We start from the raw sequence: 15233 nt of genomic DNA on the forward strand, positions 1-15233 counted from the left end.
CTGACCATCGGGGAGGCCGCCGCCTACCTGCAGGTCAGCACCAGCGCGCTGCGCCAGTGGAGCGATGACGGGCTCGTCGCCTGCGAGCAGCGGCCCCGCCGCTACGACCAACGCGTCCTCGACAGCGCCGACGTGCGCGCCCTCGCCGCCCGCTGGCAGGCCACCTACGGCCAGCGCACCACCGACGACGGCCGGCTCAGCCTCCCCCAGGCCACCGAGCGCCTCGGCGTCCCCGAGCACTACCTGCGGGCGTTCTTGCTCGACACCGGCAAGCTCGCCGCCGCTCGCGGCGGCGTCCGAGGCAACACCCTGCTGTTCCAGGTGGCCGACGTGGACGCGGTTCCCCAGGAGTGGCGAGACCGGCACGCAGCCGACCTGATCGGTATCGGCGCCGCGGCCGAGCGGTTCGGGATGACGGTCCCCCAGTTGCGCGCAGCCGCGATCGCGGGCCGCATCCCCTCGCTGGTCACCGACGGCGGCACCCGCCGCTTCCGCCGCACGGACCTGCCCGCCCACCCTCGCCCGGTGCCCCTGCGGAGCGCGGAACCCAACCCCGACACCACGTACCGCCGCCTGACGGTCGCAATGCCACGAACGTCGGATCACGGCACGGGCGGCGTCAGCACTCCGGTCTGCAAGCCCTCGACCTGCGGTACGCCGAGCGATACCGCGCTACCGACTCAAAGCGCCCAGCGCGTCCGTGAGCACCTTCAAGCCAGCCTGGCGAACTCCCGCATCTCTGGACTCGGCAAGGTCCACGCCGATCACGGCAACCGGCATGCGATGGCGCGGACGCAGCGGCAGGCCATCGAATCGGGGCACCCGGACGATCACCTCCATGGTCCGGTCGGGCTGATGGGGTAACGGGAGGCGGAACCAGCCGAGCGTCTCCTGAAGCCTGCTGGCCACGCAGTACCCCTCGATCGAATGGCGGGGGGCTGGCCTCTCCGCCGAGACGTACACGCCGGCGAGCCTTGCTGCTGTTTGCCCACTCAGAACCAACCACGCAGCGCCGAGCTTGTTCTGGTCATTGTGAGACGGTGCGAGGTCGTACCGCATGGCCCGTCCCCGCACGGCGGCGAGCAGTTGATCAGCCGTGCAAGCCCGCAGCCGGGCCCGCAGGCGGGATCTGGTGGACGCATCCAGCCAGTCCGCTCGCTCCCCGCTGAGCTCCCACAGTGCCGCCCACGCGGTCCATGGCGCCCACGTGCGCCCGGTGTGGATCAGCAAGCGGGTCCGGGCGTCTACATCATGTGGATCGAACATCAGCGTCCGTCCGAAGCGCTGCGCCCGCAGGGCTCCGCTCCGGGCCAGGCGCCGCACTTCGGGCTCACCGACCGCGAGGCGCGACGCCGCTTCGGCAACCGTCAACAGCATCTGACGATGTTGACAGAAGCCTTGCGACACGCAAGTGATGTGCCAACCGGCGAACAGCCGACGCCTGTGGGCCTCGTTCCATGCGAACGCGACCTACTGCGCCTCTGACCAGCGACGTCGTCTGCGAAAGCCATGAGCGTTCCTTGATCGCAGGCAGGGCTACAGCCTCGATTGGCGATCGCGATCGCCGCGGGCTGTGCAGGATCCCGTGCCATGTGACCCGAGGTGCTGTTGCTGGGGCTCTACCGGCGCACGCTGGCAGAGCTTCCAGCGGTGCACCGCAACACTTCCAGCCATCGGACGAGTTCAGAGAAGGTCGTGCAGCTCGTCCGGGACCTCCTGCAGCGCGGCCAGCGTCACCGCGGTGATCGCGAGGGCCCACGCCTCGAGAACCAGCCAGTCGTCACCGTCGACACCGACCTCCAGCGCGCTGGCGACCGATCCGAGAACGTCGGTGGCCCCCCCGCGAGGAAGCCGTCGGGTTGATCGGGTGACTGCTGCTGCGGAGGAGCGAGGGGTCATGTTCTCCACGGTGCCGAGCCATGGCCCGAGCGCCACCATCCGGCGGCCCGCAGGCGTGCCCGTGCGCTGACTGCGCACGGGCACGCCCTCGACTACGGCCGCGGCGTCCAGATCAGTGCCGCCGGCATCCGCACGTCCGCCCAGCACTCATGCAGGACCGCGGCACGCTGCCCGGCCTTGCCGCGGAACGCGAGCGCCGGGTGGATGTCGATGATGAACGGGCGCCCGTGGCCGTTAGGCGTCCTGCGGATGAGCTCCCGCTCCTCGAGGAGGTCGAGAGCCTTGCTGACGGTGCTCCGGTCGTGCTTGAGGTCATCGGCGATCTCGATCACGAATCGCTCCAGCCGGTTCTCGTACTCGGCGCTGGCCAGAAGGTAGAGCAGCACCCGCACATGCACCAGGGTCAGCCCGGTGTCGTCCGGGTGGCGCCGCCCCTCGGTGCAGAGCAGGGCCAGGAGGGCGTCGCAGAACACCATCGTGAACGGCTGCCGGTGGCGCCGGACCTTCGGGGTGAGGACGTGGATGACCTCTTCGGTCTCCACGTCCTGGAGCAGTCGGGTGGGGTTTGCGCGGGTCATTGCCGGTGCCTTCCAATGTGGGCAGCGACGCCGCCCTCTGCGGCGTCCCCAGCACCGGTCCGGCGCCGTCGCAGGTCCGCATGGGTCCGTGGCCGCTTGGCCACGCGAACGTGGCGAGCCGACCACGCGCACGGCGGTGAAACCCGTGCTTCACCTGCGGCTTCTCGCTACGGCCTTCTACGCTCTGTAGGGGTAGGGGGCGGTGCTCCGCACCGCTCGCCGCCTGCGGCGGCACCGACGAGACCGTGGTCGGGTCGGTCAGGGGTCGGGCAGCACAATCGCTGTCGGTGCCGCGCGTCAGGCCCCGCGGTGGCTGGCTCATGGTCGAGTGCACGGACGGATGACGACGGCACGGTGCGACTGCGGTGCCGCCAGCGGCACCGTCCCCGCCGGCGGGTCGTCGACCGAGCCCCTGGAGGCTCCTCGTGTTCTTCATCCCCGTCGACGCCCGCGGAGCACATGTCATGGTCTGCGACGAGGCCTGCCTCGACGCGGTGCGCGACGGTCTGCCTCTGGAGGGCACTCTGCCGCTCTCGACGTCCGTGGTGTGCGCCACCTGCTACGCGTGCGGGCTGACCGCGGAGGGCACGCACTGCCCGTGCGCCCGCCTCGAGGTGAGCTGCAGCAGACCGTCCTGGCTGCTCTCCGCACAACCCCGCATGGCGCTGGACGCGATCTACGAGGCCGCGGGCCCGACGATCCTCAGCGACGCCGACTGGGAGCAGCTGCAGAGCTTCGCCGAGGAGGTGTGGAACGGCGGTCTCGTGGGCCTGATGTGGGTCCGCGACCACCAGCCGGACCCCGGCCGCTGAGCCGCCTCTCCAGTGCCGGACAACTCGGCTGTGCGTGAGGCCGTCGTGTCGGATGGTCGGTCCCTGTCCGTAGCTTGCCCATCGTGAACGGGACCGGGCCGATGGAGGAGCAGGCCGGGCGGCTGGCCGACTTTCGTGCACGCCTCTCGGGCGGCGCACTGACGCTCGGTCAGCTCGCGTCCCGACGTGGTGAACAGGACCCCGACGCCACCGGCGACTGGGTGGCCGTGCGGCGCCTGGAGCGTTCCCTCATAGCGTGCGTTCTGCCGGACCGGTCCTTGGTCGTTCCAGCGTTCCAGCTCACCGAGGCAGCCGAGCCGCGCCCTGAACTGCGTCCGCTGCTCGAGCGACTCCTCGGCGCCGGCATCGACGGCTGGACGGCCTGGACGTGGTTGACACAGCCGTCCAGCCTGCTGTCCGGTGAAGTGCCGGAGCGGGTGGCCGTCGCCGACCAGGAGCGGGCGCTGCGGGCGTCAGCCCGCTTCGCCGCAGATCGGGACGCCTGACCGGCACTCCTGCCGGTTCTCGCCGTCGAGGGTTGTGACCGGTGGCGCCGCGCGGACGGTCCGCGGCGGTGGACGAGAGCCACCCCGCGGGGACCTGCGGGGAGCTCTTCCCCGCGCCCGCGCGACCCAAGGGGTCACCGTGTCACAACCCATCCTGCGCACCGGTTCCGCCCGACGCGCCACCGAGCCGGCGCACCGGCGCCGGGACCTGCAGCGGCTGCTCACCTCGTGGTGGGCACTCAGCGCACGTCTCCTCATCGCCCAGGCGCACGGCGGTGCGGACGAGCCCGACGACCTCACCGACGCCGTCCGCGCCATCGAGGGGGTCCTGGACTCGCGACACCCGCTCACGTGGGAAGCCGTGCAGACGGACCTGCTGCTGGCGCTGCTCAACGCCGAGCACTCCGGCGACGGGTCGACGTCATCAACGGGATGCCTGGTCTGCCGCCGGCTGGCCGACGGCCTACCGGATCCCGTTCGGCAGCTGATCGGCCTGGAGCTGGCCCGATGACCGCCATCCCCGTGCAGCGCGATCGCGACACCGAGCCCGTCACCGTGACCGACGACGGGGTGGAAATCTCGCACCTGCGGATCACCCACCCCGAGACGGTCGCCATCGCCCGACGAGAGCTCGCCGAGCACGGCCCGGCCGCCCTGGCCGACACCATCGCCGGCGCCGTCGTCGTCGGCATGGTCGCCACCGGGCTGCAGCGCAGCACCGGTGACACCACTGCAGCCATGCAGCGGGCGCTCACCGGCTTCGACAAGGCGGTCAAGGCCCGCGCAGCTGCCACCGTGGCGCAGCTCGACGGACTGCTGAGCCGGGTCGATGCCACCGAGGCAGCCACGCGGCAGGCCGTCGCGACGACGCTGGCCCAGCTCCCCGCTCAGATCGAGCGTGGGCTGAGCATCTCGCTGGCCGGTGGCGCCGACGACGTCCGAGAGGCCGTCCGACAGGCCACCGCAACGGCTCAGGCCGAGGCGCTTGCCGCCCTCGAGCGGGTGGTCACCCTGCACAGCGAGCAGGTGCGCGCGGTCATCTCTACGGAGAACCCGGGTTCACCCATCGCCGCACTTCGTCGCGATCTCACGGCCACCGTGGAGAACACACGTCGTGAGCTGGTCGACGGGCTTGCCGCGGTGCGTGCGCTCGTTCAGGCGCAGCAGGCCGGTCAGGCCGCCCACACCAAGACCTCCGCCGCCATCGGGAGGGATTGGGAGGACACCGTCGCGTTGGCCGTGGCCAGCTGGGCTCAGGCCTCGGCCGACGTCGTAGAGCACGTGGGGAGCCGGCCGGCACCTGGAAGCTCCACGCGGAAGACCGGCGACGTCCTCGTGCGCATCATGTCCGGCAACCAGCCGGTACTGATCGTCGAGGCCAAGCACCGGCAGAAGCGGCCCAGCATGCGGGCCTTCCGCGACGAACTCGCAGAGGCCCGCCGTGTCCGTGGTGCGCACGCCGCACTCGCGGTCGTGCCAACCGCAGACGACGTTCCCGGGCCGCCCGGCAGCAGCTGGGCGCGCGTGGACACCGCCAGCTGGATCGTGGCCGCCGAGGATCCCCAGGTGATGACCCTGGTCCTCGGCGTGGTTCGCGAGCTGACCGTCCTGGCCGCCGCGTCGACCGGCGCCGACCCCACGGTCGACGCCAGCCGCGCGCGGACCGCCATCGGGCACCTACTCGACTTGCTGACCCGCTTCGAGGACGTCAGCAAGCACGTATCCACCGCGGAGAAGGCGCTGATCAACATCCGCAGTACTGCCGAGGGCCTCCGGGCCGCCCTGGCCGCGCAGGTCCAGGACGCGCACCGCGCGCTCACCGACGGCGCGCAGCCGGAGTAGCACCACTGGGGGGAGGAGCATCGCGCTCCTCCCCCCAGTCTCGGTCTGCCAGACGAGCTCCGTACGCGTCTCGGTGAGCGGGTGCGTCGGCAGTGGCACCGCCGCCGGAAGGCAACAGTCCGGCGCAGTCGGCGACCTAGCTGGCGATCCCCCACGGATTCGGCCGGGAAGACAGCAGCACGAAGCCCTCCTCTCCAGCCAGGTCGTACAGCGGCCTGACTGCGTACCCGTGCTGCTCCTCGTATGCGCGAAACAGCACGAGGTCTGTGACGGAGTCCAGCCATCTCATGGTGCCGCCGGCGAACACCGGGTCGGCCGGTACTGGCAGGTCTGGCTCACCGAGCAGCTCGAACCGGGAGGGCTGATCCGCGTAGAAGTTCGGTGCCGAGCTGTTCGGGAGCATCTCGGCCAGGCGTTCGTTGAGCCTGATGGTCAGGGTGATGGTGGTGTTGGCATCCGTCGATCGCATGCCGGCGACTGTGTCGACGCAGCCCGCCTCGTCAATCAGGTCGTCGGTTCTTCGCGGCGGCCTTCTGCTCCTGCTTGGACGTGTGCACTTCCGCCAGCGTTGCCGGACCAGCCATCGGGCCGGCCGCCACGCCTCGCGGTCGGGTAGCTCTGCCCGGGTGGGCGACGACCGCAGGACCCCGTCCCGCACAGGACCACCCGCAGCGCCCGCGCGCCCCCGTAGCCTCGGCCAGTGCCGACCCCTTCCGAGCCAACCGAAGGCAGTTTCCGGACCCCGGAATGGATCGAGTGGGAACAGCGCCTCTCGGCCATCTTCACCGTGACGCAGACATGGGAACCGTTGCTGAAGACGCCCCCGAGCACAGCGGCTGGGAGCATGCTCGCGGACGACGACTTGGCATGGCCGATGCTGCCCGCCAGCACCGTTGCATGGCGCTGCATGGCCTCAGCCATCGAACATCTAGCCGCATGCAGACGTCTCATGCAGGCGTCCCAGATGATGATGCCGTCGCCGTACAGTCGCTCCTGCGTCCGGCTTTGATGGGGGGCGCGCAGGTGCTCTGGACGCTCCAGCCGGAGTCTCAGGACGAACGGGTGAGGCGGCAGCTTCTCGTCATCCATGAGGAGTTCAAGGAGTCCCGACACCTCGCCCGCGAGGCATTGGAGCTCCCACTTCGAGATGCCCTGCCGGCATCTGCGAGACAGGCTGCCGAGCGGCAGCTCGCAGGTGCGACGGAGCGGCAGTCCAAAGCGTCTGCCGAGCTGCGGCGGCGAGGGTTCGCCGTGCAGCCGGTGAACATGACCGACGTCATCAAGGACGCGGCCGCTCTCGTCGCCGCTGACGACGTCTGGCGTCAGCAGGGCATCCGCAGCGCCTGGCGACTCGCCAGCGGCGACGCGCACGGGAAGATCTGGCCGACCATTCACCGGGGCAGTCCACTTCCGAGCACGACGCCAGGCATGGTCCTCCTAGAGGACGGCCCCAACATCAGCATGGTGGGCATGACTGCCGGGTGTGCGTACGCGCTCACCAAAGCGGCGCTCGATCTGTTCCAGCAACGGTGCGCCGCCCGAGCAGCGGGGCCGGACGCTTCACCGCCGAGTCAGTAGGTGAACGGATCCCCGAAGCCGCCGATCTCCAGGTCGACCCGGGTGGGCAGATGAGCAACGCAGCGGTCGTAGAGGTCGCTGAGCCCATGAGCGCGAAGATCCGACCTCAGCGCCCGGTACAGCGGCAGCAGGTGCTCGACGTCGGCGGCGGCGTATCGGAGCTGATCGTTGGTGAGCTGCGGCGCCAGCCAATCGGAGACCTGCTGGTCCTTGTAGATGCGGACGCCGAGCCGCTCCCAGAGCACCCGCTGGAGGCTGTTCTCCGAGTTGTCGGCATACGGCTGACGGAGCTTCGACGCGATCTTGGTGCAGGCCACGCTGGCCGGGCGTACCTGCCATTGGTGGGCCATGAAGCGCAGGTCGAACATTGCGTGATGGAAGACCTTGGTGACGTCCGGGTCACTGAGCACGGCGGCCAACCGGTCGGGGACCTTCTTGTCCTCCATCTGCACCATCAAGGTTCCGTGGTGCGGGAGGTGCAGCTGGCAAGTGCCGATCGAGTCCTGGGCCCAGCTCAAGCCCGAGGTCTCGATGTCCCAAGCGACTGAGCGCATCGACAGGACGAGCGTCAGGTCTTCGGTGGTGATGTCCCCGTGCCGGAGCATGACGGGTGACGACAGCGTGGTGTCCACGGTGGCCTCCTGGTTCTAGGGCGTCGGCGCGGGGGTCGGCGGAGAGGGCGGCTGGGGTGGCTGTCCGGTCTGGTGGACGCCTTGCTGAATGAGCTTGTCGAACTCCTGGCGGACGAAGTCGTACAGGCTTCCGCCGCTGCGGCAGAGGAGATAGGGAACATCGCCGTAGCCCCGCCGGTGGCTGTAGAGCGTGACCACGGCCTCGTTGTCGAATCGGTAGAGCGCGCTGAGAGGTTCGCCCGTGCGGTGGTAGACCTCCACCGTCCCAGCCCCACCTCGGCCGAGGGCGTGGAACTTCTCCGTCGTCGCCCGGATGTCCCCACGGACGTCATCAGCACTTCGCGTGAAGCGCTCGGCCATGCAGTCCACGGCGGCATCGTCTGTCGGATCTGGCAGGACGACGCGGATCCTCGTGTCTGCCTTCGCGGCAGCGTTGGTCAGGGCGGTGGAGTAGGTGGTGTAGAAGGTTCGCCCAAGTCCGAGGTAGATGTCGATCTTCTCCGCCTGGAGCAGTCGATCCCAGGGGGCCTTCCGGAAGTCGGATCCGATGCTCGTCAGTCCAGCCTGTTGGACGTCGCCAGACAGCCCCGCCACCTCCATGACCTCACCGGCCAGAGCACGCCGCCCGACGAGGTCCCAGGCGACGCTCAGAAGGGCCGCCACCAGAACGGTGCCGCCCACCTGCTCGGTGACCGTGCTTAGCCATCCGGTGAAGACATTGTTCGCCAGCACCAGCAGCAGAATCGCCACGATGACGGCGCTGAGCACCATGGCGGTCGTCGCGAGCGTGTTGATCCGCCGAGCCTGGTTGTTGTGGGACACGAAGCGAACCTAGAGAAGGGGTCCGACACTCAGCGGGACGCGCGGGCCGACGCCTAAGCCCTGGGCCTCGCTCCTAGGTCGTGGCAGCTCGGATGAGCCGGGACAACCAAGGACAGTTGCGGACAGCCTTGGTCAGGCTGCTGGGTGCTCCTCTCGTCCAGCGCCTCGAAGCGGCTCACCTCGATGATCACCCGACGGTGGACGTGGATCGTTCACGACGGACCGGCCGGTCTCCGCCCCGTCAGCCGGCGTCTGCGGCCTTCTTCGCGGCGGCCTTCTGCTCCTGCTTGAACTGGCGGACCTCCGCCAGCGAGTCGGGCCCGGTGACGTCGGCGACCGACCGCCGCGAGCCCTCCAGGCCGTAGTCGCCGGCGGCCTCGCGCCACCCCGGCGGCATCACCCCGTACTGCTTGCCCAGCAGTGCGACGAAGATCTTGGCCTTCTGCGCACCGAACCCGGGCAGCTCACCGATCCGCTCCAGCAGGGTGGCGCCATCCTGAACATCGGTCCACAACCCGTCGGCCCGCCCGCCGTAGCGCTCGACGAGCAGCCGGCACACCGCCTGAGTCCGGGCAGCCATCGAACTCGGGTAGCGGTGCAGCGCCGGCGGCCCCTGGAAGACCTTCACGAGCTGCTCCGGGTCGGCGTCGGCGAGGTCCGCAGCGGAGAGGACATCGACACCAAGCCGGTCCGCCAGCAGGCGCGGAGCGGCGAAGGCGCGTTCCATGGCGAACTGCTGATCAAGGAGCATGCCGACAACGAGTGCGAGCGGGTCCCGGCCCAGCAGATCGTCGGCGGCGTCGTCCTGGGCTATGCGGATCTGCGGCACTCGGGCAGTGTGCCGCACGGTCGGTCGCCAGCCGCCGTGCCCGGTCGCCCCACATCAGCTCGCGGCCAGCCCCCACCAGTGGGCGTCCACCGGCATCGCCGACGGGCACGGCAGCCGGGGAGCCCTCCCCTACGTCGACACCACGGCGAGACCAGCGCTGCCGCACCGATGCGCCGGCATCCTCGCGAGGACGTCCGTCGCAGGCAGAGCGGCCCGCCGCTCCCGTACCCCTACTCCGGAAGACCGGCGACGCCAGTGCTTCCTTGACGCATGTGCTGGTCCAGCAGCATCCCGATCAGCAGCGCGAGCGGGTCGCGGCCGAGCAGTTCGTCGGCGGCGTCGTCCTGGGCGATGCGGAGTGTCGGCACACCGGACATCGTGCCGCAGAGAGATCCCGCGACAATCGCCCGCCAGCACGGTTGCTGACGCCCGGCTGCGACCGCCACCGCCGCCGACGACGCCGGACCCACCTCGTCGGCGGCGGCCGACCGTCACCTCGGGGTGGACTCGTCGCTCGGGGGCCGGAGATTCGGTCCGCGAAGCCGACCGCGGATCAGAGCGGCGTGTCGACCTCCAGCCCCGCCGGCGGTTGCCCGCTGTGGCCGCGCCACAGCCAGGCAGCGGACTGGCGGGGCGTTCGCCCTCGTGCCAGGTCTCCTACCTGGCGGCCGCCCGCGGCCGCCAGGCGCCCGTCGGCGAGTCCGAGCCCGTAGGGCCGGCGGAGCAGCTGGGGGTAGTGCGCGAGGTGGCCTGCACGGACATGACAGAACCTCCGAGGGGAGGCGGTTCGGCACACCGGAGATGGTGCCGCTTCGGTGTCCTCACATTCGCTGCCCGGCCGGCAACCGTGGTGCAGGTCCGGCAATCCCTCCGCACGATGGCCAGGCGCTACGGACGGGCAGTGTCTAGGCGGCACCCCCCTGCAGGTGGCGCACGACCGCGCCGAGCTCGGCCGACGGCGAGACGTCGACGTACTCGCAGTCCTCGAGTGCCTCCGGCGCGTGCCCGGGCGCCCAGTAGAAGGCCTGCCCCGCCTCGTAGGTGGAGTCGCCGTCCTTGGTGTGCATGACCAGCCGGCCGGAGATCATGTAGCCCCAGTGCGGGCACTGGCAGAGGTCACCGGGCAGGCCGGTCAGACCCGGCCGGAGGTCCGCTCCCGCAGGAAGGCGCACCCAGGCGATGCTGTTCTCGCCGAACGGGTCGGTCCGGAACTCGACACCCCCGTCCTCGATCGCCATGGGCAGGTCCGTGCGGTTGAGAACGCGCATGATGTCTCCTCGGTTCGGGTGCCGCGGTGGGCACCGGATCAGGGCTCGATGTTCTGGTTCAGGTGGAACAGGTTGGCGGGGTCGTAGCGCCGCTTCACCTCCCGCAGGCGGGCGTGGTTGGCGCCGTAGTTGGCCCCGGCCCGCGACTGGTCGTCGGCGGACGCGAAGTTGACGTAGCCGCCGGTCTCGGAGTGCGGGGCGATCGCGGCGTAGTAGTCGCGGACCCACGCCGTGTTGCGCTCGTTGTCCGCCGGGTCCGGCCACATGCCGGCGATCACGGGGGCGAACGACGCGTCACGGTGCCCGAAGGCCGTGGCGTCGCGCGCCACGTCGTGGACGGCGCCGTTGATCGGGTACAGGTGCACCGTGGAGTTGACGGTCGGCACCTTGGGTCCGTGCTCCATGTGAGCGGCGATCGCCTCGTCGGTCAGCTCCCGGACGAAGGCCGCCTTCCAGTAGTGCTGGAGGCCGGGCGGCACCAGGCCGTCGAAGGCGCTGTTCAGTGCCGCATACGGCATCTCGCCGACGTGCTCGGCCACCGGGTGGGCGACCTGCCGGAAACCGTCGAGGAGGGCCTCGCCCTCGGTGGCCGAGCCGGTCCAGCAGGACACCACGGCCACGAACGGCTCCCCGACCCGGTTCTCCGGGACGAACGGCAGCGGCGGGGCGATCTGGAAGGCCGGGAAGCCGCCGTACTCGCGCGGCGCCGTCCGGATGAAGTCCCGGAAGTGCGCCAGCACGGCCGCCCCGTCCGCCAGCTCGAAGAACATCGGACCGCCGTAGACGGTGGTCACCGGGTGCAGCCGGTAGGTGAACCGGGTGACCACGCCGAAATTGCCCCCGCCTCCGCGCAACGCCCAGAACAGGTCCGGGTGCTCGGACTCGCTCGCGGTCACGACCGATCCGTCGGCGGTCACCACCTCGGCCGCCAGGACGTTGTCGCAGGAGAGCCCGTAGCCGCGGGAGAGATAGCCGATGCCGCCCCCGAGGGTCAGGCCGCCGACGCCGGTGGTGGAGATGATGCCGCCGGTCGTCGCCAGCCCGTGGGCGGCGGTGACGTCGTTGAAGCGACCCCACGTGGTGCCGCCACCGGCGGTCGCGGTGCGGAAGGCGTCGTCGACGTCCACGGCCTGCAGGTCCGACAGGTCCGCCACGACCGCGTCGTCCGCAGTGCCGAAGCCGGGCACGCTGTGCCCGCCGCCGCGGACGGCCAGCGGGCTGCCGGTCTCGGCGGCGTAGCGCACGGTCGCGACCACGTCGGCCGTGTCCGTGCACCGGACCACCACCGCCGGGTGCGCATCGATCATCGCGTTGTAGACGTGCCGGGCGTCCTCGTAGGCCGCGTCCCCGGGGCGAACCAGGGGTCCGCTCACCCGTTCGGCGAGGGTGTCCAGTGCTGGCATGACCATGGCTGCTCCTCCGGTCCGGTCCGCCGCTCCGGCGGGACACGGCCGACGCTAGGGACGTCGAGGGAGCCGGCACATGACCAGAAGTGCGGAACTTCCCCCCGCGGGAGCGCATGACCAGATCTGGTCATGCGCTCCCGCACCGCCGGGGTCTAGCGTCGGACGGGTGTCCGGCTGGGCGCCACCACCGCTGCCGGCGCGCTGGTCGGCACCCGCGCGCCCGGCGTTCGTCGGCCGGTGGGCCGAGCTCGCCACCTTCGAGGAGGTCTGGACCGCGGTGCTCGCCGGCAGCCGGCAGGTCGTCTTCGTCGGCGGGGGGCCGGGCGCCGGCAAGTCCCGCCTGCTCGCCGAGGTCGCCACGACCCTGCACCGGCACGGGGCGCTGGTGCTGGTCGGCACCTGCGCCGCGGAGTTCGGGCCGCCCTACCAGCCGTTCGGGGAGCCGCTCGGGGCGCTGCTCGGCGCCCGGCCGGGGACCGGGCAGGACGAGCGGTTGTCGACCCTGGCCGGGAGGGGGCCGCCGGAGGACGCCGGCGCCCCCTCGCACGAGTACCGGCGGGTGCTCTACGACGCCGCGGTCGACGCCGTCTGCGATGCCTCTTCCCGGCAGCCGCTCGTCCTGGCGCTGGAGGACCTGCACTGGGCCGGGCCCTCCTCGCTGCAACTGCTGGACCACCTGGTCGAACGGACCGCGGACTGCCCCGTCCTGGTGCTCGGCACGCACCGCACCACAGCGCCGGACCGCTCAGCGGGACTGGTGCGGACCATCGGGCAGCTCTACCGGCTCGACGGTGTGCGCCGGCTGGACCTGGCCGGCCTGGCGACCGAGGACATCGCCCAGTACCTGGTCCAGGAGGGCCGGCTCTCCCCGCGCGCCGCCCGCGGCGCCGCCGCCGTCCTGCGGGACCAGACCGGCGGCAACCCGTTCTTCCTGCGCGAGCTGTGGCGGGACCACGCCGCGCGCGGCGGGGCGCTGCTCGTCGGCCGGCAGGCGCCGGCCTCGGTGCGCGACACGATCCTCGCGCGGCTGGAACGCCTGCCCCTGCCCGCGCGGCAGACCGTCGAGCTGGCCGCCGTCGTGGGCGAGGACGTCGACGTGGCCACGGTGCTCACGGCCTCCCACTGGAGCCGCGGGACGACGCTGGCCGGGCTGGACGAGGCCGTCGCGTTCGGGCTGCTGGAGCCGGTGCCGCCCGGGGACGACGTCCTGCGCTTCCCCCACGCACTGTGCCGGCAGGCGGTCCTGGACCTGATGCCGGCCTCCCGTCGTCTCCAGCAGCACGCCGGCGTGGCGTTGGCGGTGGAGGCGACCGTTCCTCCCTCGGAGCGACGGACCCAGCAGCTGGCCTTCCACTTCGCCCAGGCGCAAGCCCTCGGCCATGCCGCCCGGGCGGTGCACTACCTGACCGAGGCGGCCCGGTCCGCGGCGCGCGGCCTCGCCCACGAGGACGCGGCGGGCTGGTTCGAGCAGGCCGCCGCGCTCTGCGAGGACGACGCCGAGAGCTGCGGGCTGGTGCTCTCGGCAGCGGGCAGCCACCTCCTCGCCGGCGACTTCGCCCGCGCCCGGGAGCTCGCCGAGCGGGTGGCCACCGGAACGGGGGTTGCCGCGCAACGACTGGCGGCCGCGGTCGCGTACGAGGACGCGTCCTGGCGCCCCGGTCTCCCCGGTCACCGGGCGGTGGACCTCCTGGGCACGGCCCTCGCAGCCGTCGAGGCAGACCCGACCGACCCGGGCCACGTGCGGGGCCTGGCCAGCCTCGGCCGGGCGATGGCCTTCACCGGCGCCACCGCGGAGGCCGATGCCTTCGGCCGCCGCGCGGTGGCCCTCGCCCGAGAGCTCGGGAACGACGACCTGCTCGCCCATACCCTGCAGGCCAGTCTCTGGAACGGCCTGCGGCCGGAGGACGCGCCGGACAAGTTCGCCCGCGCCGGGGAGCTGTCCCGGCTGGCCGACCGGACGGGGGCGCTGGGGCACCTCGGACCTGCGGCCTACTACCGCGGCGTCATCTCCTACCTGCAGGGTGAGCCGGTCGCCCTCGCGCAGGCCCACGGCGACCTGGTGCGGGTGGCCCGGGCCACGGGGCAGACCTTCTTCGAGTACATGGCCGGCTGCGTGAGCTACGCCCGGCAGTTCAGCGCCGGCGATTTCGCGGCGGCACACCGCACCTGCGGCGAGTTGCAGGACCTGGGCACGTCGTTCGGCAGCGACGACACCGAGGGCCCCTGCGCCGTGCAGAGCTACATGATCCGGCGAGAGAACGGGGCGGTCGAACGGGTCCGCGCCCTGATCACGGGGGCCGAGCGGCCCGAGGAGCACTGGGCGCCGGGCCTGCTCGCGCTCTACACCGAACTGGAGCTGCCCGGGCCGGCGGCGCGACTGCTGGCCTGGCTGCTCGACGGGGAACTGGCCCGGCACGAGGACTCCGCGCAGTGGCCCTGCGTCCTGGTCTACGCGATCGAGGCGGCGCTGTACCTGGAGGACGAGTCGGCCGCGAGGGCGCTGCGACCGATGATCGGTGAGTACGCCGGCACCAACCTCGTCGCCGGCCAGTTCGTCGCCGTGTTCGGGAGCGCGGACCGGTACCTGGGCGCCCTGGACTCGCTGCTCGGCAGGACGGGAGCAGCGGACAGCCTGGCCGCGGCCCTCGAGATGGACATCCGGATGGGCTCCGCCGTGCACGAGGCGCACACGCTCGTGGCACAGGTGCTCCACGGCCGCCGGGCCGGTACCGACGGCCGGCTGCTGGAGGAGCTCTCCGGACGGGCCCGGCGACTGGCCGAACCGCTGGGTCTCCGGCGGGTGCTGCGACTGCTCGGTGGGCCGGCGCCCCGTGCGCCGGCACACTCACCCGGCGGGCTGACCTCCCGCGAGACGGAGGTGCTGCAGCTGCTCGGTGCGGGCCTGCTCAACCGTGAGATCGCCCAGCGGCTGGTCATCAGCGAGAACACCGCGGCCAACCACGTGCGCAGCATCCTGGCGAAGACCGGCTCCGCGAACCGGACGCAAGCAGCCATGTTCGCCGCCGCACAGGGACTGCTCGACTAGCGACTCGGGCAGCGG

The 15233-nt window shown here is 71.5% G+C and carries 17 protein-coding genes; 7 read left to right on the plus strand and 10 right to left on the minus strand.

The genetic code is table 11. The features are described 5' to 3' along the window. Positions 1 to 672: 672 nt before the first annotated feature. Entirely contained in the window at positions 673 to 1323 is a 651-nt protein-coding gene (locus CRP29_RS23820) for a hypothetical protein (RefSeq protein WP_425427096.1), read from the minus strand. On the opposite strand from CRP29_RS23820, the gene CRP29_RS23315 reads away from it, so the two are divergent. Continuing rightward, positions 1219 to 1485, plus strand: a complete 267-nt coding sequence (locus tag CRP29_RS23315; RefSeq protein WP_245852820.1) for a hypothetical protein — start codon at positions 1219 to 1221, stop codon at positions 1483 to 1485. The genes CRP29_RS23820 and CRP29_RS23315 overlap by 105 nt on opposite strands. A 198-nt stretch (positions 1486 to 1683) precedes the next feature. On the opposite strand, the gene CRP29_RS14180 is transcribed toward CRP29_RS23315, so the two are convergent. Beyond that, the gene (locus CRP29_RS14180; protein ID WP_141437138.1) at positions 1684 to 1899 is read right to left on the minus strand and encodes a hypothetical protein; all 216 of its coding nucleotides are present in this window, start codon (positions 1897 to 1899) and stop codon (positions 1684 to 1686) included. 92 nt (positions 1900 to 1991) lie between these two features. Then, positions 1992 to 2477, minus strand: a complete 486-nt coding sequence (locus CRP29_RS14185; RefSeq protein WP_097195724.1) for a MarR family transcriptional regulator — start codon at positions 2475 to 2477, stop codon at positions 1992 to 1994. Positions 2478 to 2902: 425 nt separating this feature from the next. On the opposite strand from CRP29_RS14185, the gene CRP29_RS14190 reads away from it, so the two are divergent. The 4 genes from CRP29_RS14190 (at position 2903) to CRP29_RS14205 (ending at position 5637) form a co-directional block, all read left to right on the plus strand. Further along, a complete protein-coding gene (locus CRP29_RS14190; protein ID WP_097195725.1) occupies positions 2903 to 3289 on the plus strand; it encodes a hypothetical protein in 387 nt (128 codons plus the stop codon). A 101-nt stretch (positions 3290 to 3390) separates the two neighbouring features. Continuing rightward, positions 3391 to 3795 carry a hypothetical protein gene (locus CRP29_RS14195; protein WP_097195726.1) on the plus strand — a complete coding sequence of 135 codons (405 nt, stop codon included), beginning with the start codon at positions 3391 to 3393 and terminating at the stop codon, positions 3793 to 3795. 139 nt (positions 3796 to 3934) lie between these two features. After that, positions 3935 to 4306 (plus strand): hypothetical protein, encoded by a 372-nt coding sequence (locus CRP29_RS14200; protein ID WP_097195727.1) that lies wholly within the window; start codon positions 3935 to 3937, stop codon positions 4304 to 4306. After that, positions 4303 to 5637 (plus strand): hypothetical protein, encoded by a 1335-nt coding sequence (locus CRP29_RS14205; RefSeq protein ID WP_097195728.1) that lies wholly within the window; start codon positions 4303 to 4305, stop codon positions 5635 to 5637. The genes CRP29_RS14200 and CRP29_RS14205 overlap by 4 nt, the downstream gene beginning before the upstream one ends. 136 nt (positions 5638 to 5773) lie before the next feature. On the opposite strand, the gene CRP29_RS14210 is transcribed toward CRP29_RS14205, so the two are convergent. After that, positions 5774 to 6106 (minus strand): hypothetical protein, encoded by a 333-nt coding sequence (locus tag CRP29_RS14210; protein WP_097195729.1) that lies wholly within the window; start codon positions 6104 to 6106, stop codon positions 5774 to 5776. Positions 6107 to 6504: 398 nt separating this feature from the next. Here CRP29_RS14210 and CRP29_RS14220 point away from each other — a divergent pair, with 398 nt between their 5' ends. Then, on the plus strand, positions 6505 to 7215 hold the full coding sequence (locus CRP29_RS14220; protein WP_141437139.1) for a hypothetical protein: 711 nt from the start codon (positions 6505 to 6507) through the stop codon (positions 7213 to 7215). Here CRP29_RS14220 and CRP29_RS14225 read toward each other — a convergent pair. The 6 genes from CRP29_RS14225 to CRP29_RS14250 form a co-directional block, all read right to left on the minus strand. Beyond that, a complete protein-coding gene (locus CRP29_RS14225) occupies positions 7209 to 7847 on the minus strand; it encodes a ribonuclease D (protein ID WP_097195732.1) in 639 nt (212 codons plus the stop codon). The genes CRP29_RS14220 and CRP29_RS14225 overlap by 7 nt on opposite strands. Positions 7848 to 7862: 15 nt before the next feature. Then, a complete protein-coding gene (locus CRP29_RS14230) occupies positions 7863 to 8669 on the minus strand; it encodes a hypothetical protein (protein ID WP_097195733.1) in 807 nt (268 codons plus the stop codon). Positions 8670 to 8910: 241 nt separating this feature from the next. Then, on the minus strand, positions 8911 to 9498 hold the full coding sequence (locus tag CRP29_RS14235) for an HhH-GPD-type base excision DNA repair protein (protein ID WP_097195734.1): 588 nt from the start codon (positions 9496 to 9498) through the stop codon (positions 8911 to 8913). 230 nt (positions 9499 to 9728) lie between these two features. Continuing rightward, positions 9729 to 9866 carry a hypothetical protein gene (locus CRP29_RS14240; RefSeq protein ID WP_245852821.1) on the minus strand — a complete coding sequence of 46 codons (138 nt, stop codon included), beginning with the start codon at positions 9864 to 9866 and terminating at the stop codon, positions 9729 to 9731. A 537-nt stretch (positions 9867 to 10403) separates the two neighbouring features. Further along, positions 10404 to 10766: a cupin domain-containing protein gene (locus CRP29_RS14245; RefSeq protein ID WP_097195735.1), complete on the minus strand. Its 363-nt coding sequence runs from the start codon at positions 10764 to 10766 to the stop codon at positions 10404 to 10406. 38 nt (positions 10767 to 10804) lie between these two features. Further along, entirely contained in the window at positions 10805 to 12175 is a 1371-nt protein-coding gene (locus CRP29_RS14250; protein ID WP_097195736.1) for an FAD-binding oxidoreductase, read from the minus strand. 163 nt (positions 12176 to 12338) lie between these two features. Here CRP29_RS14250 and CRP29_RS14255 point away from each other — a divergent pair, with 163 nt between their 5' ends. Continuing rightward, entirely contained in the window at positions 12339 to 15218 is a 2880-nt protein-coding gene (locus tag CRP29_RS14255) for an ATP-binding protein (protein ID WP_176522975.1), read from the plus strand. Positions 15219 to 15233 lie beyond the last annotated feature (15 nt).

The sequence above is a fragment of the Blastococcus aggregatus genome (genome assembly GCF_900221005.1).
Lineage (GTDB): Bacteria > Actinomycetota > Actinomycetes > Mycobacteriales > Geodermatophilaceae > Blastococcus > Blastococcus aggregatus.